General features: G+C 65.8%; 22 protein-coding genes. 15 read left to right on the forward strand and 7 right to left on the reverse strand.

The features are described from left to right. The first annotated feature begins 23 nt into the window (after positions 1-23). Genes DOM45_RS11235 through DOM45_RS11245 form a run of 3 tightly spaced genes read left to right on the forward strand, consistent with a single transcriptional unit; the run spans position 24 to position 2469 of the window. Positions 24-686 (forward strand): response regulator, encoded by a 663-nt coding sequence (locus tag DOM45_RS11235; protein WP_110600589.1) that lies wholly within the window; start codon positions 24-26, stop codon positions 684-686. Then, positions 683-2080, forward strand: coding sequence for an ATP-binding protein (locus DOM45_RS11240; protein WP_110600591.1), 1398 nt, complete (start codon positions 683-685; stop codon positions 2078-2080). The genes DOM45_RS11235 and DOM45_RS11240 overlap by 4 nt, the downstream gene beginning before the upstream one ends. 50 nt (positions 2081-2130) lie before the next feature. Continuing rightward, entirely contained in the window at positions 2131-2469 is a 339-nt protein-coding gene (locus tag DOM45_RS11245; RefSeq protein ID WP_110600593.1) for a DUF2834 domain-containing protein, read from the forward strand. Here the strand turns inward: DOM45_RS11245 and epmB are convergent. Beyond that, on the reverse strand, positions 2464-3489 hold the full coding sequence (gene epmB / locus DOM45_RS11250; RefSeq protein WP_110600595.1) for an EF-P beta-lysylation protein EpmB: 1026 nt from the start codon (positions 3487-3489) through the stop codon (positions 2464-2466). The two genes, DOM45_RS11245 and epmB, sit on opposite strands and share 6 nt — an antisense overlap. 89 nt (positions 3490-3578) lie before the next feature. Between epmB and efp the strand changes: the two genes are divergently transcribed. The 3 genes from efp (at position 3579) to epmA (ending at position 6065) form a co-directional block, all read left to right on the forward strand. Continuing rightward, on the forward strand, positions 3579-4145 hold the full coding sequence (efp, locus tag DOM45_RS11255; protein ID WP_035469951.1) for an elongation factor P: 567 nt from the start codon (positions 3579-3581) through the stop codon (positions 4143-4145). A 169-nt stretch (positions 4146-4314) separates the two neighbouring features. Beyond that, positions 4315-5085 (forward strand): SDR family oxidoreductase, encoded by a 771-nt coding sequence (locus DOM45_RS11260; protein WP_110600597.1) that lies wholly within the window; start codon positions 4315-4317, stop codon positions 5083-5085. A gap of 2 nt (positions 5086-5087) precedes the next feature. Then, positions 5088-6065: an EF-P lysine aminoacylase EpmA gene (gene epmA, locus DOM45_RS11265; RefSeq protein WP_110600599.1), complete on the forward strand. Its 978-nt coding sequence runs from the start codon at positions 5088-5090 to the stop codon at positions 6063-6065. Positions 6066-6080: 15 nt separating this feature from the next. Here the strand turns inward: epmA and DOM45_RS11270 are convergent, their stop codons facing one another. Further along, the gene (locus DOM45_RS11270) at positions 6081-7031 is read right to left on the reverse strand and encodes a LysR family transcriptional regulator (protein ID WP_162302619.1); all 951 of its coding nucleotides are present in this window, start codon (positions 7029-7031) and stop codon (positions 6081-6083) included. A 348-nt stretch (positions 7032-7379) separates the two neighbouring features. On the opposite strand from DOM45_RS11270, the gene DOM45_RS11275 reads away from it, so the two are divergent. The 7 genes from DOM45_RS11275 to DOM45_RS11305 all read left to right on the forward strand — a co-directional run bounded on the left by DOM45_RS11275 (position 7380) and on the right by DOM45_RS11305 (position 16618). Further along, on the forward strand, positions 7380-9017 hold the full coding sequence (locus DOM45_RS11275) for an ABC transporter substrate-binding protein (protein WP_205909448.1): 1638 nt from the start codon (positions 7380-7382) through the stop codon (positions 9015-9017). Positions 9018-9081: 64 nt separating this feature from the next. Then, the gene (locus DOM45_RS11280; protein ID WP_110600602.1) at positions 9082-10029 is read left to right on the forward strand and encodes an ABC transporter permease; all 948 of its coding nucleotides are present in this window, start codon (positions 9082-9084) and stop codon (positions 10027-10029) included. After that, positions 10026-10925 (forward strand): ABC transporter permease, encoded by a 900-nt coding sequence (locus DOM45_RS11285; protein ID WP_110600604.1) that lies wholly within the window; start codon positions 10026-10028, stop codon positions 10923-10925. The genes DOM45_RS11280 and DOM45_RS11285 overlap by 4 nt, the downstream gene beginning before the upstream one ends. Next, on the forward strand, positions 10922-12646 hold the full coding sequence (locus DOM45_RS11290; protein WP_110600606.1) for a dipeptide ABC transporter ATP-binding protein: 1725 nt from the start codon (positions 10922-10924) through the stop codon (positions 12644-12646). The genes DOM45_RS11285 and DOM45_RS11290 overlap by 4 nt, the downstream gene beginning before the upstream one ends. A gap of 64 nt (positions 12647-12710) precedes the next feature. After that, positions 12711-14231, forward strand: coding sequence for a M81 family metallopeptidase (locus tag DOM45_RS11295; protein WP_110600607.1), 1521 nt, complete (start codon positions 12711-12713; stop codon positions 14229-14231). A gap of 57 nt (positions 14232-14288) precedes the next feature. Beyond that, positions 14289-15485 carry a M20 aminoacylase family protein gene (locus DOM45_RS11300; RefSeq protein WP_110600609.1) on the forward strand — a complete coding sequence of 399 codons (1197 nt, stop codon included), beginning with the start codon at positions 14289-14291 and terminating at the stop codon, positions 15483-15485. Continuing rightward, on the forward strand, positions 15482-16618 hold the full coding sequence (locus DOM45_RS11305; RefSeq protein WP_110600611.1) for a M20/M25/M40 family metallo-hydrolase: 1137 nt from the start codon (positions 15482-15484) through the stop codon (positions 16616-16618). The genes DOM45_RS11300 and DOM45_RS11305 overlap by 4 nt, the downstream gene beginning before the upstream one ends. A 25-nt stretch (positions 16619-16643) precedes the next feature. Here DOM45_RS11305 and arfB read toward each other — a convergent pair whose 3' ends face one another. Genes arfB through DOM45_RS11320 form a run of 3 tightly spaced genes read right to left on the reverse strand, consistent with a single transcriptional unit; the run spans position 16644 to position 18826 of the window. Continuing rightward, positions 16644-17060 (reverse strand): alternative ribosome rescue aminoacyl-tRNA hydrolase ArfB, encoded by a 417-nt coding sequence (gene arfB, locus DOM45_RS11310; protein ID WP_110600612.1) that lies wholly within the window; start codon positions 17058-17060, stop codon positions 16644-16646. Positions 17061-17102: 42 nt separating this feature from the next. Beyond that, on the reverse strand, positions 17103-17549 hold the full coding sequence (locus DOM45_RS11315; protein ID WP_110600614.1) for a nucleotide triphosphate diphosphatase NUDT15: 447 nt from the start codon (positions 17547-17549) through the stop codon (positions 17103-17105). After that, a complete protein-coding gene (locus tag DOM45_RS11320; RefSeq protein WP_157958408.1) occupies positions 17549-18826 on the reverse strand; it encodes an FAD-dependent oxidoreductase in 1278 nt (425 codons plus the stop codon). The genes DOM45_RS11315 and DOM45_RS11320 overlap by 1 nt, the downstream gene beginning before the upstream one ends. A 190-nt stretch (positions 18827-19016) precedes the next feature. Here DOM45_RS11320 and DOM45_RS11325 point away from each other — a divergent pair, with 190 nt between their 5' ends. Beyond that, on the forward strand, positions 19017-19619 hold the full coding sequence (locus DOM45_RS11325; protein WP_162302620.1) for a TetR/AcrR family transcriptional regulator: 603 nt from the start codon (positions 19017-19019) through the stop codon (positions 19617-19619). A gap of 15 nt (positions 19620-19634) precedes the next feature. Here the strand turns inward: DOM45_RS11325 and asd are convergent, their stop codons facing one another. Together asd and DOM45_RS11335 are read right to left on the reverse strand one after the other, a co-directional pair. Continuing rightward, on the reverse strand, positions 19635-20480 hold the full coding sequence (gene asd / locus DOM45_RS11330) for an archaetidylserine decarboxylase (protein WP_425353334.1): 846 nt from the start codon (positions 20478-20480) through the stop codon (positions 19635-19637). A 238-nt stretch (positions 20481-20718) separates the two neighbouring features. Continuing rightward, complete coding sequence (locus DOM45_RS11335; protein WP_110600621.1) at positions 20719-21549, reverse strand: sulfurtransferase; 831 nt, start codon at positions 21547-21549, stop codon at positions 20719-20721. Between the two features lie 368 nt (positions 21550-21917). Between DOM45_RS11335 and DOM45_RS11340 the strand changes: the two genes are divergently transcribed. After that, positions 21918-23246: an NCS2 family permease gene (locus DOM45_RS11340; RefSeq protein ID WP_110600623.1), complete on the forward strand. Its 1329-nt coding sequence runs from the start codon at positions 21918-21920 to the stop codon at positions 23244-23246. The last annotated feature ends 86 nt before the right edge of the window (positions 23247-23332 follow it).

The following is a 23332-nucleotide window of genomic DNA, read 5'->3' on the forward strand; positions in this document are numbered from 1 at the left end:
CAGCGGCCGTGAGAGAGAACGCCATGAGGGTAATGCTGGTTGAGGACGATCCGTTGCTTGGGGAGGGGGTCGTCGATGTCCTTCAACGCGAACAAATGGTGCCCGAGTGGCTGACCGAAGGGCGTGGCGTCTGCGAAGCGCTGGAGGGTTCCAACTTCGACGCGCTGATACTGGATCTGGGACTGCCCGACATCGACGGCTTCGAGATCCTCAGGCAGTTGCGGGAGGGGCAGAGCCAGATTCCCGTGCTGGTGCTGACGGCGCGGGACGAGGTGGTCGATCGTATCCGCGGTCTCGACAGCGGCGCGGATGACTATCTCGTCAAGCCTTTCGACAATGGCGAGCTGCTGGCCCGTTTGAGGGCGTTGGTCCGACGCAGCGCGGGACGTGCGTCTCCGGTGGTGACGTGTGGCCGGCTGTCGCTGGATCCGGCTGCCCATGAAATACGCTTCGATCGGGTCGTCGTGGCGCTGGGGCGTCGGGAACATGACCTGCTTGCCCATCTGATGACGCATCCCGGGCAGGTGTTTACCCGCGACCAGTTGGTGGAAGTGCTTTACGGCTGGGACGCCGAGGTCGAGAGCAACGTCATCGAGGTCCATGTCCACCATCTGCGGCGCAAGTTCGGGAGCGACGTGGTGGCGACAGTGCGTAACGTCGGCTATCGACTGGGGGCGATGGATTGATCTCGATTCGCCGCTACCTCAGGCGTGTTCTGCTGTTTTCGGTGACCCTGATCACCGCGATCGCGGCGCTCTGGAGCTATCACGACACGCGGGATCAGATCAACGAACTGTTCGATGCCGAACTGGCGCAGACCACGCGCACCATGGTGGCGCTCTATTTCGAGTATCGCGGTGATCAGGGTCGAACCAGCGATGACCTGATCGCCGATCTACAGATGCAGCCGGTGATGGTCCCCGACAACGCCACCGACGCGCCGACGCCGCTAGGCCATCCGTACGAGAAAAAGTTGGGATTCCAGATCTGGGACGACGACGGCCACGCCCTGTTGGGCATGAGGACGCCGGGCGTGCTGGATACGCTGATCCCCGTGCCGGGTTACGCGCAGACTGCGGGTGATCATCACGACTGGCGCACGTTCACGCTGTACGACGAGGTTCACGGCGTGTGGGCCAGTGCCGCCCAGCGCGACGACGTGCGCGACGAGCTGACCTGGCAGATCGCGCTGCGCAATCTGATGCCGCCGGTGATCGGAGTGCTGTTGATCGCCCTGCTGATCCCTTTCGTCATCGCCCGCGGCTTCTCTCCCCTGTTGCGTATCAGTCGTCAGATCACGGCGCGCCGGCCGAGCTATCTGGAGCCGATCGATGGCAGCGAGGCCCCCGAGGAGATTCGGGGTATGGTCGAGGCGCTGAACGGGCTGTTTGGTCGCCTGGCTGAAACGCTGGAGAAGGAGCGCCGTTTCACCGCCAATGCCGCCCATGAGTTGCGCACCCCGCTGGCCGCGATCAAGGTCCACGCCCAGAACCTGGCCAGCGATACCGCCGAGGAGCGCTCGCAGCGCGGCGCGCGCTCCATCATCAATGGCGTCGACCGCATGACGCGAGTCGTCGAACAGCTGCTGACGCTCTCCCGCCTCGAGAGCGGCGAGGGCATGAACCGGCAGATGGTGGGCCTGAACCGGCTGGGGCGGGAGCTGCAGCGGGACATGCAGCCGCTGGTCGAGCGGCGAGGCATCCACTTCACGCAGGAAATTCCCGACGCACTCCAGATTCGCAGCTACGAGAACGGCCTCTACGTGCTGCTGCGCAATCTGCTCGACAACGCCTTGCGTTACACCCCCGAAGAGGGCGAGGTGAGATTGCGGATGTGGCAGACTGGGGACCGACTGCATATCGAGATCGCCGATAGCGGCCCGGGGATAGCGGTCGCCGAACGTGAGCGTGTCTTCGAGCGATTCGTACGCCTGGCGGGGCAGCAGACCAGTGGATCCGGGCTGGGCCTGTCGATCGTGCAGGAACTGGCCGAGAGGCTCGGCGGGGAGATCCGGCTAGACCAGACGTCGCTGCCGGTCGAGAGTGGGCTGAGTGTTCACGTCACGCTGCCGCTGGAGTGAGGTTGCCGCCGTCTGGTGTCCAATCGTCGACCGTCAACAGGAGTTTGCCGATGCTTCGCTTTCTGATCCCCCTCCTGGCCTTGGTCCTGTTCATGGGTTACACGGTCTTCGCCATCGCGACCAGCGACCAGAGCCTGGGCGCTTTCGCCAGCGAGCTGATGCGCAAGCCGACCACGGCGCTGGTGGTGTTCGATGTCTATCTGGCGCTGCTGATGATCGCCACCTGGATGTTCTTCGATGCTCGGCGCCGTGGGCACGGGCTGGGTTATCTGCTGGTGTTCTACGTCATCACCTTCTGCTTCGGCTCGGCCGGGCCGCTGGCCTATCTCACCCTGCGCGGCTGGCGTGACTGGCGCGCCGCGCCGAGGCGCACGTCCTCGTCCTCATAGCGGGGTCTTGCTCGCCTCGCCGGGGAGCTCGCGCACCAGCCGCGGCATCAGAAAGCCGGGCAGGCGTTGGCGCAGCGATGCCACCAGCGCCCGCGCGCTGTCGTCGTCGACATCGAAGTGGGCCGCGCCGCTGACCGGATCGAGCACGTGCAGGTAGTAGGGCAGCACACCGGCGGCGAACAGCCGTTCCGACAGCTCGGCCAGGGTATCCACCTGATCGTTGATACCGCGCAGCAGCACGCTCTGGTTGAGCAGGGTGACGCCGGCGGCCGCCAGACGTCGGCAGGCGTCGACCACCGCGGCGTCGATCTCCTGGGCGTGATTGATGTGCAGCACCATCACCCTCTGCAGGCGTGTGCCACCTAGCCAGTCGAGCAGGGCGGCATCGACCCGGTCGGGAATCACCACCGGCAGACGAGTGTGGATGCGCAGGCGCTGAAGGTGGGGGATCGTCTCCAGCCGGGCGACCAGTTCGGCAAGGCGCCGGTCCGGTGACGCCAGCGGATCGCCGCCGGAGAGGATCACCTCGCGGATCGAGGCATCCTCGCGCAGATAGTCGAGGCTGGCGTCCCACTCGCGCATCGAGGGGGCGTGCTCGGCGTAGGGAAAGTGGCGCCGGAAGCAGTAGCGGCAGTTGATCGCGCAGGTCGGGCTGGCGATCAGCAGTACCCGCCCGGCGTATTTGTGGATCAGCCCGGGGCGCGGGGTGTGTTCGCGTTCGGCCAGCGGGTCGGCGACGAAGCCGCCGACCGCATCCTGCTCCGCCGCCAGCGGCAGTACCTGACGCAGCAGCGGGTCGTCGGGGTCGGCGTGGCGAATACGCGCCAGGTAGGCTTCGGGCACCCGCACCGGGAACAGCGCATGGCCCGCGCTGGCGCCGGGCAGCAGCGCCGGGTCGAGGCCGAGGCGCTGGCACAGCACCCGCGGGTCGCGAATCACCTCTTGCAGCTGACGCTGCCACGCGGCAGGCGCGCGCGGTTCGGCTTCACGATGCACGGCGATCGGGGTTCGGGTTATCATGCGGACCACCTGAGTTAGAACGCGCCCTGGCAGCGCTGTTACGGAATTCTCGTCGCGGACGCCCCGCGATCGTTCATTAGTGAGGAAACATGGCGAACTATTCTACCAACGAATTCAAGGGCGGCCTGAAAGTCATGCTGGATGGCGACCCGTGCAACATTCTCGAGAACGAATTCGTCAAACCCGGCAAGGGACAGGCGTTCAACCGCGTCAAGCTGCGCAACCTGATCACCGGTCGGGTCTGGGAGCGTACCTTCAAGTCGGGCGAGTCGCTCGAGGGCGCCGATGTCATGGATCTCGACATGGAGTATCTCTACACCGACGGTGACATGTGGCACTTCATGAAGACCGACGGCTCGTTCGAGCAGTACGCGGTGGACAAGAAAGCCATCGGCGACGTCGAGAAGTGGCTCAAGGAGCAGGCGGTCTACACCGTCACCCTGTGGAACGACAACGCCATTGCCGTCAGCCCGCCCAACTTCCTCGAGCTCGAAGTGGTCGAGACCGACCCGGGTCTCAAGGGTGACACCGCCCAGGGCGGCTCCAAGCCGGCGACGCTCTCCTCCGGTGCGGTGGTTCGTGTCCCGCTGTTCATCAACCAGGGCGAAGTGCTCAGGATCGATACGCGCAGCGGCGAGTACGTCTCCCGCGCTTGATGCTGGCGCCGCGCTGGCTTCGAAGCCGCGCTGGTGCAGGTCGGGTCTCAGCCAGATTGGCCACGCTTCGGCGTGGCCTTCTGCGTTCTCCCGCCGGCCGCGGCCGGCGGGGCGAATTGTCGGCGTGCTCGCGCCGTCTAGCGCTGCGGCGCCATTGGAGGCGATCGGGATGGGCAGACTGACGGGGCGGACCGCCCTGATCACCGGCGCGGCCAGCGGTATCGGTCTGGCCACGGCGCGGCGCTTTGCCGCCGAGGGTGCGGATCTGGCGCTGCTCGACCGCGACCGGGCGGCGCTGACGCGCGCCTGCGAGCGTGTCGAGCAGGAGAGCGGCCGCCGGGTGGTGAGCGTCGAGGCCGATGTCGCCGAGGCTGACAGCGTCACCCGCGCGGTGGCCGAGGCCGCGGCGGCGCTGGGGCCGCTCGAACTGCTGGTCAATGCCGCCGGGGTCAACGTCTTCAGCGATCCGCTGACCACCGACGAGGCGAGCTGGCGGCGCTGCCTGGCGATCAATCTGGAGGGGGCCTGGCATGTGATCCAGGCGCTGCTCCCGGAGATGCTGGCACGCGGCTATGGCCACGTGGTCAATATCGCCTCGGTGCACGGTCACAAGATCATTCCCGGTGCCTTTCCCTATCCGGTGGCCAAGCATGGCCTGATCGGGCTGACCCGCGCGCTCGGTATCGAGTACGCCGCCCGCGGGCTGCGCTTCAACTCGATCTCGCCGGGGCTGATCCGTACCCCCTCGGCCCAGGCGTGGCTGGATGGCCTCGACGACACCCAGCGCCAGCGCCAGATTGCGCTGCTGCCGTGCCAGCGTATCGGCGAGGCGGAGGAGGTGGCCAACACCGCCCTGTTCCTGGCCAGCGACGAGGCGCGTTTCATCAATGCCACCGATATCCTGATCGACGGTGGCCGCAGCCAGGTCTATCACACGTGACGATGACGTCTAGCCCAGACGACTGGCAGCCCTCGGCGACGATCGAGACGCTGCGCCAGCGGGCGCGGCTGCTGGCGGCGGTGCGTGCTTTCTTCGCTGCCCGCGACGTGCTCGAGGTGGAGACCCCGATTCTCGGCCACGCCGGGAGTACCGACCCGCACCTCGACTCGCTGTCGCTGCGCGCGACCACCCCCGCCGGACGCGAGACGCTGTGGCTGCAGACCTCGCCGGAGTTCCATATGAAGCGGCTGCTGGCGGCGGGCAGCGGGCCAATCTTTCAGCTCGCCCGCAGCTTCCGCGATGGCGAAGTGGGGCGGCGTCACAATATCGAGTTCACCATGCTCGAGTGGTACCGCCCGGGCTTCTCGCTGGCGGCGCTGATCGACGAGTGCGAGGCGCTGATCCGCACGCTGATACCGGCGGCCGGTCCGGCACGTCGGCGACGCTATCGCGAGCTGTTTCGCGAGGCGCTGGCGCTCGACCCCTTCACCGCGCCACTGGCCGAGCTGCAGCGGGTGGCGGGCGAACGCGGCGGGCTCGACATGGCCGATAGCGATCGCGATGGCTGTCTCGACCTGCTGATGAGCCTGGTCATCGAGCCGACGCTGGGGCAGGACGGCATCGACGTGGTGGTCGACTATCCCGCCAGCCAGGCGGCACTGGCGCGCAAGCGGGTCGACGAGGAGGGCGACGAGGTGGCGTCTCGCTTCGAGATCTATCTGCAGGGCCTCGAACTCGCCAACGGCTACGATGAGCTGACCGACGCCCGGGAGCAGGCCGCCCGCTTCGAGGATGACAATCGCCAACGCGCGGCGCTTCGCAAGCCGGTCGTGGATGTCGACCGCCGGCTGATCGCCGCCCTGGCACACGGCATGCCCGCGGGCAGCGGGGTGGCGCTGGGTATCGACCGCCTGATCCAGCTGGCGCTGGGCAAGGCGTCGGTTGCCGAGGTCATGGCGTTCCCGACGCCACGCTGCTGACCGGCCATGGCGCTGCTACCACGCCACCCGCCGTCTTTCACCGAAGGGCCATAGCGTCACGATCTCGCCGAGCAGTTGCTTGGCGGCCGGCGACAGCGGCCGCTGACGGCGCACGATGACATGGGATTCGGCTTCCCGGAACACCGGATGATCGACCTCCAGCGCCACCAGTTGGCCGCGCCGCAGTTCGTGCAGCAGCGCCACACTGCCGATGAAGGTGACGCCGTTGCCGGAGCTGACGTACTGCTTCAGCGTCGCCAGGGAGTTGCTGACCAGGCTGGCATGGAAATGTCGCTTGCTGAGGATTTCCACGGCATCGATCAACTGGCGGATGCCGTAGCCGTGACCCACCAGGCCCAGGGGCCACTCGAGGATGGCGTCCAGCGCGAGCGGCTGGGGCAACCGGGTGAGCGGATGCGCGGGGTGGACGATGGCGCAGAGCGGCTGGCGGACGGCGGCCACCGACTCGACGCCGGGGATCAGCCGAGGCGCATAGGCAACGCCGATATGTGCCTGGCCCTCGTAGACCTGGCGCACCACCTCATTGACGCTGGCCAGGGTCATCTCGATCGTCAACTGCGGATGGCGGGCGCAGAAGTCGTTCATCACCCCGCTCATCAGCCGATCGCTGTACCCCTCGCTGATCGACAGGCTGATATGGCCGCGCTGCAGGCCGTCCAGCTCGGCCAGCTGTCCGAACAACGTCTGCTCGGCGACATCCCGCTCGCGATAGAAGTCGAGCAGGATGCCGCCGGCCTCGGTGGCCCGAACACCGCGGCCATGGCGCTCGACCAGGGTCAGACCGAGCGCCTGCTCGAGCTGCCGGATCTGCCGGCTGATGACGGAGGGTTCCACATCCAGTCGGTCCGATGCGGTGCGGATCGAGCCGGCCTCGAGCGCCTGCGAGAGGTAGTAGAGCCAGCGGCTGTTCAGATGGGCCGGGAACTTGTCGTTGTCATGCGCCACGGGGAGAGTCCACAGGGTTGGAATCACGAAGCATGCTTCGAGCGTTGCCTTTCAGGCAACACTGACCTGTCGACGAAAGTATTGTTTTCCTCCCGGCGGGATCTACTCTCGGTAGGAGCGACAGGTGCCGGGCGGCCATGAAGGAAGCACTGCGTGAATGCCTGCGCGAGCGAATCGCTGCGTTACGGGGTACTGGGGGGCCAGTCCGATCGACCCGCGCCCGACCCCAGTTCCATGCGTCTTGCGATTCATTCCGCGCGCCGATGGCTTCAGCGCTTCCTGAATCCATAACAACAGCCTCCGTCCCTATCGCCAAAGACCATCATAAGATCGATAACGAGGTCCCTCATGACGACTCCTTTCTCGCGTCGTTTTTCCGCTGTGCGTCGCCGCCTGTTGGGTGGCATGACGATGGTGGCGCTGCTCTCCACGTGCGGTGCGATCTCGTCGCTGGCCGCTGCACCGGCGGAAGCGAACACGATTCGCGCGGTCATGCACTCCGGTCTGCGCGTGCTCGATCCCATCACCACCACGGCTCATATCACCCGGGATCATGGCTACATGATCTGGGACACGCTGCTGGGCATGGACGACAAGTTCCAGCCACAGCCACAGATGGCCGACTGGGCGGTCTCCGATGACGGCATGACCTACACCTTTACCCTGCGCGACGGGTTGACCTGGCACGACGGCGGCCAGGTGACCGCCAAGGATGTGGTGGCGTCGTTCAAGCGCTGGGCCGCCCGCGATGGTGGTGGCCAGATGTTGATGGATCATGTCGCGAGTGTCGAGGCGACGGATCCCGCAACGGTGACGCTGACACTGTCGTCGCCGTTCGCTTACGTGCTCGAACTGATGGCGAAGCCCTCGTCGGTGCCGCTGTTCGTGATGCCGGAGCGTATCGCGAGCAAGTCTCCCGGCGAGACGCTGACGGTGGAGGATCAGATCGGCTCCGGGCCATTCACGTTCGTTGCCGACGAGTATGACCCCGGCAACCGCGTCGTCTACGAGAAATTCGCGGATTACGTGCCCCGCGACGAGGCGGCCAGCTGGACTGCCGGCGGCAAGGTCGTCAACGTCGATCGTGTCGAGTGGATCAACATGAGCGACGCCCAGACGGCGCTCAACGCGCTCAATTCGGGGGAGATCGATTTCCTCGAGTCGCCCTCCGTCGATCTGCTGCCGGTGCTCCAGGCCAATCCCGAGCTGACGGTCGAGAAGCTCAACGAGCTGGGCAGCCAGACCATCGGGCGCTTCAATTTTCTCTATCCTCCGTTCGACAACCCCGAGATTCGCCGCGCCGCGCTGACGGCGATGAACCAGACCGACGTGCTGGCATCCCTGATCGGCAATCCCGAGTTCTACACCACCTGTGACTCGATGTACGGCTGTCAGACGCCGCTCGCCACCGACGCCGGTGCGCCGGAGACGCTGGCGACCGGCGGCGGGACGGAGGCGGCGAAGCAGATGCTGGCAGACGCCGGCTACGATGGCACGCCCGTCGTCATGATGCAGCCCACCGACGCGCCGACGGTCAGCCCGCAGCCGGTGATCGCCGCCCAGTTGTTGCGCCAGGCCGGCTTCACGGTCGATCTGCAGCCGATGGACTGGCAGACCCTGGTCACCCGTCGTGCCAGCCAGCAACCTCCTTCGGCCGGCGGCTGGAACATGTTCTTCACCAACTGGTACATCCCGGAAGTGTGGAATCCGCTGGTCAACCCGATGCTCAATGGCCGCGGCAAGGATGGCGGCTGGTTCGGCTGGCCGGACGACCCCGAGCTCGAATCGATGCGCAACCAGTTCGCCCAGGCCGAAAGCGATGCCGACCGCAAGGCGATCGCCGAGCGTATTCAGCGTCACGCCTTTGAACAGGTGACCTATATCCCGCTGGGCGAATACTCGATTCCGGCGGCCTGGAACAACGATCTCTCCGGCATTCTGCACTCGCCGGTGCCGGTGTTCTGGAACATCACCAAGTTCGAGTAACGGGCGCTGGAGCGCGATCGACATCGCGCTCCGGGCCTGCGACGAACTGCAACGGAGTACGTTCATGTTCAGCTACTGTCTGCGTCGAACGCTGGCGGCAGTGCCGGTCATGGTGGTGGTGGCGCTGTTCGTCTTTCTGCTGCTCCGGCTCTCGCCGGGCGACCCCGCGGCGATCATCGCCGGTGACATGGCCACTCCGGCGCAACTGGATCGGATCCGCGAGACCCTGGGGCTGAACCAGCCGATCTATCTGCAATTCTTCCACTGGGCCGGGGAGCTGCTGCGGGGCGATTTCGGCACCTCCCTGATGTCCAACCTGCCAGTGACACAGCTGATGGCCCAGCGCCTGGAACCCACCGTCAGCCTGGCCCTGCTCAGCATCGTGCTTTCGGTGGTGGTGGCGGTGCCGATGGGCGTCATCGCAGCCTGGAAGCACGGCAGCCTGATCGACAACGCGGTGATGTCGGTCTCGGTGCTGGGCTTTTCGGTGCCGGTGTTCGTGATCGGCTACCTCCTGATCAAGATTTTCGCCATCGATCTCGGCTGGCTGCCGGTTCAGGGCTTCAAGCGGATCTCTGAGGCGGGGTTCGTGCCCTTCATCAGACACGCCATTCTGCCGGCACTGATGCTGTCGACGATCTATATCGCGCTGATCGCGCGGATGACCCGGGCCAGCATGCTGGACGTGCTGGGGGAGGATTTCGTGCGGACCGCACACGCCAAGGGCGCCAGCGAGAGACGGGTGCTGTTCAAGCATGCGTTGCGCAACGCCGGCGTGCCGATTCTCGAAGTGATCGGTACCGGCTTCGCCTTGATGATCACCGGGGTGGTCGTCACCGAGAGCGTATTCAACATCCCGGGGCTCGGTCGGCTGACGGTGGATGCCATCCTCTCGCGTGACTATCCGGTGATCCAGGGGCTGATTCTGGTGACCAGCGGCGTCTACGTGCTGATCAATCTGGCCATCGATCTCTCCTATGCGCTGCTCGACCCGAGGATACGTTACCAATGAGCCTGTCACCCCCTCACGCCGCCTCCGATGTCGCCGGCGCCCCGGTGCCGCGACGGCTACGCTTCTGGCCGCGCCGGCGCCCCGGTTGGACGGTGATGATCGCCGGCGTCTGCCTGGCCCTGATCGTGATCGCCGCCATCCTGGCGCCATGGCTCGCTCCCCACGATCCGCTCGAGATGTCTCCGGCGAATCGCCTCAAGCCCCCCGGTGCGGAGTACTGGCTGGGCAGCGACGCCTATGGCCGCGATCTGCTGTCGCGTGTGCTCTATGGCGCTCGGGTCTCGCTGATCGTGGGTATCGGCAGTGCGCTGATCAGCGTGGTCATCGGCTTGCCGCTGGGCATCCTCGCCGGTTTCTTCCGCGGGCTGGATTCGCTGATCATGCGCGTCATGGATGGCCTGATGGCGATTCCCAGCGTGCTGCTGGCGATCGCCATCGTCTCGCTGATCAGCGCCAACCTGTGGACCGTGATGGCCGCGATCACCATCCCCGAGATTCCCAGGGTGGTGCGCCTGGTGCGCTCGGTGGTGCTCTCCGCGCGGGAGGAACCCTATGTCGAAGCCGCGGTCTCGCTGGGCAGCAGCCTGACCACGGTGATGTGGCGTCACCTGATGCCCAACACGCTGGCCCCGTTGATCGTGATGAGTACCTACATCTGCGCCTCGGCCATCCTGACCGAGGCCATCCTCTCCTTTCTCGGGGCCGGCATCGGGACCGAGACCCCGACCTGGGGCAACATCATGTCGGAGGGTCGAACCTACTTCCTGATCAAGCCTTCGTTGATCTTCTGGCCGGGCATCATGCTGTCGATCTGCATCCTGTCGATCAACCTGCTCGGCGATGCCGCGCGTGACCGCCTCGATCCCCGGCTGCAGAAACGAGGAGGTGCGCAATGAGCGATGACGCCACTCACGCCGAGCTCGCCACGGCGCCGGTGCTGGAGATTCGTGGGCTGAAAGTCACGACGCACGCCTCGCCGGCCAAGCCCATCCTCGAGGGCATCGACTTCTCGATCGCGCCGGGCGAGACGCTCTGCCTGGTGGGCGAGTCGGGCTCCGGCAAGTCGGTGACCTCGCTGGCGGTGATGGGGCTGCTGCCCAAGGGAAGCCTCACCGTGACCGGCGGTCGTATCGCGCTGGAGGGGGACGCCCTGCTCGATACCTCCCCAAGGCGACTGCGCGAGCTGCGCGCCAGCCGTATGGCGATGATCTTCCAGGAGCCGATGACCGCCCTCAATCCGTTGATGCGGGTGGGAGAGCAGATCGAGGAGGTGCTGGTCATGCACCGGAAGGGGCTCTCCTCGGCGCAGCGCCGGGAGCGCGTGCTCGAGATGCTCGATCAGGTCCAGCTGCCGGATATCGAGCGGGTCTACGCCAGTTGGCCGCACCAGCTCTCCGGCGGCCAGCGCCAGCGCATCATGATCGCCATGGCGCTGGTCCTGGAGCCCAAGCTGCTGATCGCCGACGAGCCCACGACGGCGCTGGACGTGACCACACAGAAGCAGATTCTCAAACTGATCAAGCAGTTGCAGGAGCGCCACGGCACGTCGGTGCTGTTCATTACCCATGACATGGGGGTGGTGGCGGACATTGCCGATCGGGTGTGCGTCATGCGTCACGGCGCGGTGGTCGAGACCCAGCCGATCGCGGCGCTGCTGCGGCGGCCGCAGACCGACTATACCCGCCAGTTGCTGACGGCGGTGCCGAGCCTGCGGCCTCGGGCGGCGCGGGAGGTGACCGACCGCGAGGTCGTGCTGGAGGCGATCGAGCTCGAAAAGCGCTATGGGCAGACCTCTCGATGGGCCCGGCTCAGCGGCAGGGCCTCCGCCCAGACGCTGGCGGCGAGCGAGGTCAATTTCGCGCTGACCCGGGGGCGCACCCTGGGCATCGTCGGCGAGAGCGGTTCCGGCAAATCGACCGTGGCGCGCTGCGTGATGCGGATGATCGAGCCGACCGCGGGTGGCGTGCGGGTCATGGGCAAGGATATCGCCAGCCTCGGCAGAGCCGCGCTGAGGCCGCACCGCAAACGGATCCAGATGATCTTCCAGGATCCGTTCCGATCACTGAACCCGCGGCTGACCATCGGTGCCAGCCTGATCGAAGGACCGGTCAACTATGGCACGCCGCGCGGGGAGGCGCTGGCGCGCGCTGCCGAGCTGCTGGCGCTGGTGGGATTGCCGAAAGACGCGCTGGCGCGCTATCCCCATCAGTTCTCCGGCGGTCAGCGCCAGCGTATCGCCATCGCCCGCGCCTTGGCGATGGAGCCGGACGTGCTGGTCGCCGACGAAGCGGTGTCGGCGCTGGATGTCTCGGTCCAGGCCCAGGTGCTCGCGCTGCTCGATGACATTCAGCGCCGGCTCGGCGTGGCGGTGCTGTTCATCACTCACGATCTGCGCGTCGCTGCCCAGATCTGCGACGAGGTGATGGTGATGCAGCAGGGCGTGGTCGTGGAGTACGGCCCGGCGAGCCGCGTGCTGGGCGCGCCGGAGCACCCCTACACCCGCTCGCTGATGCTGGCCGCACCCGGACGGCACTGGGACTTTTCGCAGTTTCGGCCGCTAGAGCACGTCCTCGAGGAGGCCCCGACCTCCGCGTCGGACGCTGTCGTCCACCCATGAAGGGCCGGGATCACTCGGTCGAACCGCCTCTTTTTCACGCTCTCTCGGATTCAAGGACCGCGTCATGTCACAGCCTCGGATTGCCGTCGGTGGCTTTCTCCACGAAACCAACACCTTTGCGCCCAGCCCGGCGACCTACGAGGATTTCCGGCGGGGGGGCGGAGCCCCGCCGCTGAGCGAGGGCGCTGCGCTGTTCGATGCGGTGGCGGCGAGCAACATTGGCCTGTGCGGCTTCCTGGGGGCTCCCGAAGCCCGGGCATGGACCCTGGTACCGACCCTCTGGACCGCGGCGAGCCCATCGGCGCACGTCACCCATGAGGCCTTCGAGCGTATCACCGAGCGCCTCCTGGGCGGCATCCGCGCTGCGGCACCGCTCGACGGGGTCTATCTCGATCTCCACGGCGCCATGGTCACCCAGCAGTTCGACGATGGCGAAGGCGAGTTGCTGCGCCGGGTGCGGGCCCTGGTGGGGGACGCGGTCCCGATCGTCGTCTCGCTGGACTTGCATGGCAACGTGACGCCGACGATGGTCGAGCAGGCCGATATGCTGATCGCTTATCGGACCTATCCCCACGTCGACATGGCGGAGACCGGCGCCCGCTGTGCCACCGCGCTGGCCAGGCTGCTGGCCAGTGACCAGCGACCGGCCAAGGCATTTCGCCAGCTCGACTTTCTGATGCCGATCGCCTGGCAGTGCACGGCGGAAGAGCCGTGCCGCTCGCTCTACGCCGAAGTCGCGGCGATGGAGCGCGACACGCTGCCCGCGGTGTCGTTCTTGACCGGATTCCCGGCGGCGGATTTCGCCGACTGCGGTCCCAGCGTCATCGTCTACGGGGTCGATCAGGTCAGTGCCGACGGCGCCGCCGACGCATTGAGCGCGCGTATCGCCGCCCAGGAGCCCGCTTTCGTGGGGCGTGTATTCGATCCCGAGGCGGGGGTGCGCGAGGCGATGCGCTTGGCGACAGGCGCCACCAGGCCCGTGGTGATCGCCGATACCCAGGACAACCCGGGCGCCGGTGGCAACTCTGACACCATGGGCATGCTCAAGGCGCTGATCGCCTGCCGGGCAACCCGAGCGGCGCTCGGCAATGTGTTCGATCCGGCGGCGGCGCAGGTTGCCCATGAAGCGGGTGTCGGCGCGGTGGTCCGGGTGGCGCTCGGTGGCCACTCCGGGGTACCGGGAGACGCTCCGCTGGAGGCGGCATTCACGGTCGAGGCGCTCTCCGACGGTCAGTTCGTGGCCCCGGGCCCCTACTATGGCGGCGGCCGCCTCGACATGGGGCCGTCAGCGTGTCTGCGCATCGACGGCATACGGATCGTGGTGGTCAGCCGCAAGGCGCAGATGGCCGACCTGGCGATGTATCGCTCGGTGGGCATCGAACCGCTCGAACAGGCCATTCTGGTCAACAAGAGCTCGGTCCATTTCCGCGCCGACTTCGCCCCGATCGCGGAGACCATTCTGGTCTGCGCCGCGCCCGGACCGATGGCCGTCGATCCGGCCGACCTGCCGTGGCGACGCCTGCGCCCCGGCATCCGGACATCACCTCTCGGCAGGCCCTTCGTCCCTGCCGCCGAACCTGCCTGAACCCGACGGTCGCCCAGCTCGACGTTTCCCTTAGGTTTCCCTTGCCCAGGAGTTCCCATGACCACCTTGCCGCGTATCGATGCCTTTACCGATGAACTGATCGCGATTCGCCACGATATCCACGCCCATCCGGAAATCGGCTTCGATGAGCAGCGCACCGCCGCCATCGTTGCCGCGTATCTGCATGAACTGGGCATCGACGTGCATACCGGCGTGGGCAAGACCGGCGTCGTCGGTCTCATCGATGGCAAGCGGGGTCCGGGGCAGACGCTCGGCCTGCGTGCCGATATGGATGCGCTGCCGATGGACGAGGAGACGGGGCTGGCGTTCGCCTCGAAGCACCCCGGCCGCTTCCACGGCTGCGGTCACGATGGCCACACCACCATGCTGCTGGGCGCGGCGCGCTATCTCGCCGAGACGCGTGATTTCGCCGGCCGGGTGGTGTTGATCTTCCAGCCGGCGGAGGAGGGGCTGGGCGGCGCCCGGACAATGATCGCCGAGGCGCTGTTCGAGCGCTTCCCCTGCGACGAGATCTATGCGCTGCACAACGCCCCGCATCTCGATCATGGCCAGATCCGCGTGATGAGCGGCAAGGCGATGGCCGGTGCCGAGTTCTTCGACATCGTCATCCGCGGCCGGGGAAGCCATGGCGCGCAGCCCAACCACGCCCGCGACCCGATCGTGGTCGCGACGCAGCTCTCCCAGGCCATGCAGAGCATCGTCAGCCGCAACACCAATCCCCTGGACGCGGCGGTGGTGTCGATCACCCAGCTGCATTCCGGCTCCGCCTACAACGTGATTCCGCAGTCGGCCACGCTCTCCGGCACCATTCGCACCTTCGACGACGACGTCGCCGCGCTGATCCATCAGCGCATCCGGGCGCTGGCAGCCGGCCTGGCCAGCGCCTACGGCGTCGAGATCGAGGTCGATATCCGCAATATCTTCTCGGTACTGGAGAATCATCCGAGCCAGACCGAGGCTTTGGCGGCTGCGGCCCGGGAGATCGTCGGCGATGCCAACGTCGCCGATCTCGGTCGTCCGGTGATGGGCAGCGAGGATTTCGCCGACATGCTGAAGAGGATACCGGGCTCCTACTGCTGGGTTGGCCATGCCAGCGATGTCCCGGTGCACAATCCGGCGTTCGTGCTCGACGACGGGATTCTGCCGATCGGGGCCAGCCTGCTGGCGCGGGTCGCCGAACGTCGTCTCAACGAACTGGCGGCGGCGAGCACTGCCCGGGCGGTGAACGCATGAGCCTCGCCGCCACTCTGGAGTTCGATCTCGACGAGATGCTGGCCGGACTGCAGCGCTGGGTCGAGTGCGAGAGTCCGACCTTCGACAGTGCTGCCGTCAATCGCATGATGACGCTGGCCGCGGACGATCTCGTGGCGATGGGGGCGAGCGTCGAACGCGTAGCCGGGCCTGCGGGGCTGGGCGACTGCGTCAAGGCGAGTTTCCCGCACCCCCGTCAGGCCGAAGGTGGCATCCTGATCATGGCGCATCTGGACACCGTCCATCCGGTCGGCACCCTGGCGACGTTGCCGTTTCGGCGTGAGGGGGGACGCTGTTATGGGCCCGGGATCTGCGATATGAAGGGCGGCACCTATGCAGCGCTGTGCGCGGTGGCCGCACTCCGGCAGGCGCGGGTCGATACGGCGCTGCCGATTCATGTGCTGCTGACCTGCGACGAGGAGATCGGCAGCCCCGGCACCCGCGAGCTGATCGAGCGGGAAGCGGCAAGGCATCGCTATATCCTGGTTCCGGAACCGGCGCGCGCAGGCAATGGCGTGGTCACCGGGCGCTATGCGATCGCCCGTTTCGAGCTGCTCGCTCACGGTCGGCCTAGCCACGCCGGCGCGGCGCTGGCGGATGGCCATTCCGCGATTCGCGAGATGGTGGCGCGAATTCCCGAGATCGAGTCGATGACCGACGATGACTGCACCTTCAGCGTCGGCGTGGTGCAGGGCGGCCAGTGGGTCAACTGTGTGTCGACGAGCTGTCGGGGCGAGGCGTTGAGCATGGCCAAGCGTCAAGCCGACCTGGATCGCGGTATCGAACGCATGCTGGCGTTCACCCAGCGCGATGCCGACGGGATCGGCTTCGAGGTCGAGCTCGGCGTGGTCCGGCCGGTGTGGGAAGCGGGCGAGGCGACGCTATCGCTCTACGCCCAGGCCAAGGCGATTGCCGACGAGCTGAAGATGCCGCTCCCACACGCCAGCAGCGGTGGCGGCTCCGACGGCAACTTCACCGGCGCCATGGGGCTGGCGACGCTCGACGGACTGGGCGTTCGCGGCGCGGGCGTCCACACCCTGGCCGAACATATCGAGGTCGACAGCCTGGTCGAGCGGTCGAGACTGATGGCCGGGTTGATGGCCGCGCTACGCTGATCGCGAGGGGGCGGGGCCGCTCGGTCTAGTCGTCGATACGCCCGCGCAGGCGTTTCTTCTGGCCGTGTTTCGTCTTCTGATCGACGCGCTTGCGTTTGGCGCTGCGGCTCGGTTTGGTGGCCTGCCGTGGCTTCTCGCCATAGAGCACGGGTTTGATCAGCTGCTTCAGCCGGACGAGGGCCGCCTCCCGGTTGAGTTCCTGGGTGCGATGCTCCTGCGACTTGATCACGACGATGCCGTCGCGGGTGATGCGTTTGTCACTCAGGGCCAGCAGCTTCTCCTTGAACCCGGGATGCAGACTGGAGGCGCGGATGTCGAAGCGCAGGTGGATCGCCGAGGAGACCTTGTTGACGTTCTGGCCGCCGGCGCCCTGGGCGCGCACGGCGATGAGTTCGATCTCGTTGTCGGGAATCGAGACGTTGCGGGAGATTTCCAGTGGCATCGGCTGCTCCCTGAGTGTTCGAAAATGAAGGGAATGCCTCGCTCAGTCGACGCGATAGACACGCCAGCCGTCGGGGCAGGGCCTATCCTGCCACAGGCTGAGCATGGCGTCGCTGGCCGCAAACAGCGGCGTGGGGAGCTCATCTTGCGGAAACCACGCCCAGCGGGCGAAGACATCCGGTTCGGTCACTTGCGGTTCGGCGGTTTCGTCGCCGAGTGAAATCAACGCCGCGCCGGTGATCGCGGTGCGGTCGCTGCCCAGCTGTTGCAGGAAGGCGAATATCTCGACCGGCTGTCGAGTGATGATGCCAGCCTCCTCGTGTAGTTCCCTCAGTGCCGCGGCCTCGAAGGTCTCCCCGGGTTCGACGTGCCCGCCGGGAAGACACCAGGTGGGTGTCTCTCCGGCCTTGATACGGTAGCCGAGCAGCAGGTCGCCGCCGGGGCGGGTGACGATGACGCCGACACCCACGCGGGAAACGGGCGCAGCCATCAGAGCGTTTCCTCCTGCAGTGGCGCTTTCGACAAGGTCGACAGTACTGCGCTGGCCGCATAGTGGCCGCTGATGAAGGCGGCCACGATGCCTCGGAACAGCCCGCAGGCGTCGCCGACCACCCAGGTCGGTTGTCCGGGCAGGCGTAATTGGTCGTCGACGCCGGGGTACCAGCCGACACCCTCGAGGGTCGGGCCGATCAGACGTGTCGCCTCATGTTCGATCCGGGGGAAGCTGTCGACGAGCTGGCGCAGCCCCTGCAGCATCGCACACGCCAGGGTGTCGCCGTAGATCCGCCGCATCCGGGCGGTGGTCTCGGCGTCCCCTTCCAGCCATGCCGACAGGGGGATTTCGAAGTAGGCGTCCCGCTCGGCCATGGCGTTCTGTAATGTCGAGATCGCCTCCCGTGCCATCGACTCGTCGAGAATGCGCGTATTGAAGCCGACATTGGAGCGCGCCGTGGGTGGGCCGTCCGAGTGTCCCGATACCGTCCACAGGCCTTGCGTTCGGGTCAGCACGGTGGTGCCGTTGCGACAGGCGCAGAAAGTGCGCCACTCGATACCGTCTTCGGCCGTCTGCAGCGTCAGCTTGGGGTCGAGATTGGTGAACGCCTGAAAGAAGGCCTGCTCGCTGGGCTGGTCGATACGGAACCCGACTTCCAGGCGGCGGAAGACCTTCTCGATGTCGCCCATGTCCAGTGCGCCGAAACGTCCGGTGGCCCAGATCAATGTCCGGCTGACAAGCGCGCGGGGCGCTGCGTCGGGACCCTCCAGCTGCAGGTGATGGCGCTGTTCGTCGACGTCGTAGCGGTGGGAGGTCACGCAGGTCCCGGTCAGGATGTCGCTATCGACGCCGTTGACCAGACCGAAAACCATCTCCTCCCGCGCCTGCAGTGGCAGGTAGCGGGAGGGGTAGTCCTTCAGGTTCCAGCGGCCCTCCTCCGGCGTGTAGACGTCGGTTCTGTTCGGGAACGGTGGCGTCTGCATACCGTAGGATTCGAGCAGCTCACAGGTCCAGGCGTAGGCGCGATGCAAGGCCTCGCGTTCCGGCAATTGCCATATCCGCGTTGCGGATGGGAAGAACGAGAACTTGCCGTCCGAGTAGAGTCCGGCACCACCCTGGCCTTGAGTCAGATTCGCTTCGTCGTTTCTGTCGCGCCTCGAGATATCCGGACCCCGATCGACGATAAGCACCCGATGTCCCCGACCGGAGAGTCTTCGGGCGGCAGCCAGTCCGGCGGGGCCGGCTCCGACGATGGTGACGTCATAACTCTCCATCATAACTCTCCATGATGAGGCCTCGAGCAGTAATGCGTGTCGAACGACGATGGGATGCCCGTGACAACCGGGGTCGGCGGGATCTGGGTCGCGGCAGGAGTAACAGTTTCTTACTAAAAAATGATACGATACGCTGCGTATCTTATATTATCGTATCTGTCAGGAGCTGTTTTTGACAAGGATGTCTTCCATGCCCGTCGTTTCTCCTGCACGCCCAGGTCGGCCGCGCAGCGCCACGGCTTCGACCGAGGTGATGCGAACAGCCATGGAACTGGCGCTGGAAGGAGGAATTCACCATGCCACTGTCGAGCGGATAGTCAGCGTCTCCGGCGTGGCCAAGTCGACCATCTATCGTCGTTGGCCAAATGCGGTTGCCATCGTCATGGATGCCTTTCTGGACGCGGTCGGGCCGAGTATCGCCTACGATGACGAACTGCCCGTCGTTGCCAGCTTCCGTCGCAGCGTGCTGGCGCTGGCCGAGATTCTCAACGGCCCTCATGGACGCTTGCTGCAGCATCTTCTGGGCGCGGCCCAATCCGACCCCGTGTTGAGCCGTGCCTTCGTCGAACGTTGGATCGGGCCGCGCCGCCAGATGGGTCGACAAGCCATTGTCGGCGCCGTCGAGCGAGGCGAGCTCAGGCCGGAGATCGATCCGGACCTGAGCATGGATCTGATCTACGGTGCCGTCTACTACCGGCTGTCGGTCTCCTTTTCGGAGATCGACCAGGATTTCGTCGAAGCCGTCATCGACCGGGCGCTGGGGCCCTACGTACGGGACCGCCCCGACGCATAGCCGGTGCCAGCCGGTTCACGCTGGCCCTGGCAGTGCTCCCATCGTCTGGCCCATGCTGATCGGGCTGCCCTCGGGATCGAAGTCGCCGAACGCCGTCTCTCTCCCCAGGCACATCACCACGGTGGAGCCGAGCTTGAAGCGGCCCATCTCCTGGCCTCTCTCGATCACGATGGGTTCATCGAAACGGGTGGTCTGCACCCGACCGCTCAACGGTGTGACCTGTCCGGCCCAGGTGGTCTCGATGGCGGCCACGATCATCGCGCCAACCAGCACCATGGCCAGCGGTCCATGCTCGGTGTCGAAGAGACAGACCAGTCGCTCGTTGCGGGCGAACAGTCCCGGCACATGGTTGGCGGTGGCGCTGTTGACCGAGAACAGCCGGCCCGGCACGTAGGTCATCTCGCGCAAGGTCCCGGTCATCGGCATGTGTACGCGGTGATAGTCCTTCGGCGACAGGTAGACCGTGGCGAAGCTGCCCTGACGGAACGGCGCCGCTCGGGCGACATCGCCGCCCAGCAGGGCACAGAGCGAGTAGGTCTGGCCCTTGGCCTGGATCAGGGTGCCATGCTCGATACGCCCGTAACGCGAGAGCACGCCGTCCGCCGGCGAGAGCAGCCCCTCGCCGAGGGGGCGGGCGTCCGGCTTCAGCGCCCGGGTGAAGAAGTCGTTGAAGCAGGCGTAGGCGCTCGGATCCGGCTGCAGGGCCTGGCTCATGTCGACGCCGTAGGTATCGATAAAGCGACGAATGAACAGATCCTTGACCCAGGGGATCCGACTATCGGCGATCCGGCCGATCAGTCGCGAGATCGCGTGGTGGGGGAGCGGGTACTGAATTCGGGCGAAGAGTTCCTGGCGATCCACGATAACGACCCCGGTGAAAGAAGAGGGACTGACGGAAGGCGGACAAGGTAGCGAGACTGCCCGGCCGGTGCAACCGAGCTTCGCTCGGAGCGGTAAGTCATCAGCTTGAAGCTGGAAGAAAGGTCAAAACCCAAAACCAAAACGGTTTCACTTGACAGGTGGAGGTGGTTCTATCTTGGCTTCCAGCTTCCAGCTTCCAGCTTCCAGCTTCCAGCTTCCAGCTTCCAGCTTCCAGCTCTTATTTCTCCACCGGCGTGTCGTCGCGATTTCCCCACTCCTTCCACGAGCCGGGATAGGCACGCACGTTGTCGTAGCCGAGCGCCTTGGCGGCGAGCCAGGTCAGTCCGCTGCGATGGTGGCTCTGGCAGTGGGTGACGATCTCCTTGTCCGGCGTCAGGCCGCGGGCTTCCAGCTCGGTGATCAGTTCGGCGTAGTCGCGCAGGCGCAGATCATTATGCTTGTCCATGACGTCGAGCCAGTCGAAATTGACCGCGCCGGGGATATGGCCAAGTTTCCGGTTGTCGCCCTTGGTGCCGCGATACTCTTCCGCGGAGCGGGCGTCCCAGATCGCGAGCTGCGGATCGTCGAGGCGCTCGATCAGCTCTTCGCGACGAATCTGTAGTGCCGGATTGAGATAGGCGGCTTCATAATCGCTCGGGGTCGGCGTGGACGGGGTGGTGGAGAGCGGGTAGCCGTCGGCGCGCCAGGCATGAATGCCGCCGTTGAGGTAGGAGTAGCGGCGGTGTCCGATCAGCTCCAGCGTCCACAGCAGGCGCCCGGCCCAGCCGCCGCCTTCATCGTCGTAGGCGACGACGTGGGTTTCCGGCGTTAGCCCGAGTTCCGAGAACAGCGTGCTCAGCGCGGCTTCGGTTGGCACGTCGTTGGGTACCTCGCCGGAGCCCGCCAGCAGACGGCGGGAGTCGAGGAAGATCGCCCCGGGCACGTGGCCGGCTGGGTAACTGTCCGCCTTCAGCGGCACGTCGATGATCAGCAGGTGCGGGTCCTCGAGATGTCGTGACAGCGTGGCCGGATCCAGAATCAGCGGCAGTTGCGGCGTTTCGGAACTCATGGGCTTTCTCCTTGGGATCGATATCACGTCTGAAGCGGATTCACAGGCGGCACACCGGCGATGATGACATAGCCCGCCGTCGGCCCGGTAGCTGGACGGCCTGCCGGACCGGATAGGCTTTCGTTATACTACGCCGCGCTTGGCGATCGGCGGTGGCGCCTGGGAGTAAAAGTTGACAGGTTGGTCAACTTTTGGCTTTTCATTGCCTTCATTCTTGTATACAAAATGACGATGCAACGCCCTCGCTGGCGGGGGTGTCGCCCGTCGTCGCGGATCTTGCAGGCCCGGCAACGCTGTACGTGGGGATGCCGAGACGCCGCCGACGACACCGCCAACAACAATGACAGTACCGCCCAGGAGATAGTCGCGTGCTAGAAAAACTGTTTTCCCTCCGTTCACTGGAGACGACGCCAAAAACCGAGGTGTTGGCCGGCGTCGCCACGTTCCTGGCGGCGATGTACATCATCGTGGTCAATCCCTCGATTCTCTCCGCCGCCGGCGTGCCTTTCGCCGGGGCGCTGACCGCCACTGTGCTGATCAGCTTCTTCGGCAGCGTGATGATGGGGCTCTACGCGCGTAATCCGATTCTGGTCGCCCCCGGGATGGGGATCAACGCGCTGTTCACCTACACCATGGTGATGGGGGCCGGTATTCCCTGGCAGACGGCGCTTGGCTGCGTGTTCTGGTCCGGGGTGCTGTTCGGGATCCTGGCGCTGTTCAACGTTCGCCGCTACGTGGTCGATGCCATTCCCGCCACGCTGCGTCACGCCATTGCCTGCGGGATTGGTCTGTTCATTACCGTGATCGGGCTGGTCAACGCCGGCATGCTGGTGTCCAATCCGGCCACGGTGGTCGGGCTGGGCGAAATGACCCCGGCGCTCGTCACGTTTCTGATCGGACTCGGCATCACCGCGGTACTGGTCGCGCGGCGCGTCCAGGGGGCGCTGATCCTGGGCATCGTCGTCACCACGTTGCTGGCGATCCCGATCGGTCGCCTGTGGGGCGATGCCAGCGCGGTATCGCCGGCCGGCACCCCGACGCTGGTCAACTTCCAGGGTATCTTCGCCTGGCCGGACTTCAGCGCCATGGGTCAGGTCGATTTCAGCGGCGCGCTGGCGGTGGCCTACTGGCCGTTCATCTTCGTGATCCTGTTCACCACCTTCTTCGATGCGATGTCGACCTTCATCGGGGTTTGCCAGGCGGGGAACCTGCTCGACGAAGACGGCGAGCCGCGCAACATTCGCCGCTCGATGATGGTCGATGCGGCTTCCGCGCTGATCTCGGCGCCGCTGGGTACCAGCCCGGCCAACGCCTATGTCGAGTCCGCCGCCGGTATCAGCCAGGGCGGGCGTTCGGGCCTCGTCGCCGTAGTCGCCGGGCTGCTGTTCCTGCCGTTCCTGTTCCTGTCGCCCTTGCTGGCGCTGGTGCCGGCGATCGCCACCGCGCCAGCGCTGATCATGGTCGGGGTATTCATGCTCTCGCCGATTCGCACCATCGACTGGCAGCAGTACGACGATGCCATCCCGGCGTTCGTGGCGATGATGCTGATTCCGCTGACCTACTCGATCACCCATGGCGTGGTGTTCGGGTTCCTCACGTTCGTCGTGGTCAAGGTCGGCGTGGGCAAGGCGAAGGAAGTGCGCCCGGCGATGTGGGTGCTGTTCCTGCTGTCGATCCTGATGCTGTTCGAGGGCTGATACTTAGCCAGGCGCTCGATGATTTCGAGCGCCTCGCAAATCTTCGCGGCGTCTCAGAACACGACGATCCTCATGGTCGTTGGAGT

Origin of the sequence: Salinicola lusitanus (assembly GCF_003206045.1) — a bacterium.
GTDB lineage: Bacteria > Pseudomonadota > Gammaproteobacteria > Pseudomonadales > Halomonadaceae > Salinicola > Salinicola lusitanus.

Excerpts from the sequence above, each read along its gene's own strand:
- DOM45_RS11235 (WP_110600589.1), top strand. The coding sequence starts at position 24 with ATGAGGGTAATGCTGGTTGAGGACGATCCGTTGCTTGGGGAGGGGGTC.
- DOM45_RS11245 (WP_110600593.1), top strand. The coding sequence starts at position 2,131 with ATGCTTCGCTTTCTGATCCCCCTCCTGGCCTTGGTCCTGTTCATGGGT.
- epmB (WP_110600595.1), bottom strand. The coding sequence starts at position 3,489 with ATGATAACCCGAACCCCGATCGCCGTGCATCGTGAAGCCGAACCGCGC.
- efp (WP_035469951.1), top strand. The coding sequence starts at position 3,579 with ATGGCGAACTATTCTACCAACGAATTCAAGGGCGGCCTGAAAGTCATG.
- DOM45_RS11260 (WP_110600597.1), top strand. The coding sequence starts at position 4,315 with ATGGGCAGACTGACGGGGCGGACCGCCCTGATCACCGGCGCGGCCAGC.
- epmA (WP_110600599.1), top strand. The coding sequence starts at position 5,088 with ATGACGTCTAGCCCAGACGACTGGCAGCCCTCGGCGACGATCGAGACG.
- DOM45_RS11275 (WP_205909448.1), top strand. The coding sequence starts at position 7,380 with ATGACGACTCCTTTCTCGCGTCGTTTTTCCGCTGTGCGTCGCCGCCTG.
- DOM45_RS11280 (WP_110600602.1), top strand. The coding sequence starts at position 9,082 with ATGTTCAGCTACTGTCTGCGTCGAACGCTGGCGGCAGTGCCGGTCATG.
- DOM45_RS11285 (WP_110600604.1), top strand. The coding sequence starts at position 10,026 with ATGAGCCTGTCACCCCCTCACGCCGCCTCCGATGTCGCCGGCGCCCCG.
- DOM45_RS11290 (WP_110600606.1), top strand. The coding sequence starts at position 10,922 with ATGAGCGATGACGCCACTCACGCCGAGCTCGCCACGGCGCCGGTGCTG.
- DOM45_RS11295 (WP_110600607.1), top strand. The coding sequence starts at position 12,711 with ATGTCACAGCCTCGGATTGCCGTCGGTGGCTTTCTCCACGAAACCAAC.
- DOM45_RS11300 (WP_110600609.1), top strand. The coding sequence starts at position 14,289 with ATGACCACCTTGCCGCGTATCGATGCCTTTACCGATGAACTGATCGCG.
- DOM45_RS11305 (WP_110600611.1), top strand. The coding sequence starts at position 15,482 with ATGAGCCTCGCCGCCACTCTGGAGTTCGATCTCGACGAGATGCTGGCC.
- arfB (WP_110600612.1), bottom strand. The coding sequence starts at position 17,060 with ATGCCACTGGAAATCTCCCGCAACGTCTCGATTCCCGACAACGAGATC.
- DOM45_RS11315 (WP_110600614.1), bottom strand. The coding sequence starts at position 17,549 with ATGGCTGCGCCCGTTTCCCGCGTGGGTGTCGGCGTCATCGTCACCCGC.
- DOM45_RS11320 (WP_157958408.1), bottom strand. The coding sequence starts at position 18,826 with ATGGAGAGTTATGACGTCACCATCGTCGGAGCCGGCCCCGCCGGACTG.
- DOM45_RS11325 (WP_162302620.1), top strand. The coding sequence starts at position 19,017 with ATGCCCGTCGTTTCTCCTGCACGCCCAGGTCGGCCGCGCAGCGCCACG.
- DOM45_RS11335 (WP_110600621.1), bottom strand. The coding sequence starts at position 21,549 with ATGAGTTCCGAAACGCCGCAACTGCCGCTGATTCTGGATCCGGCCACG.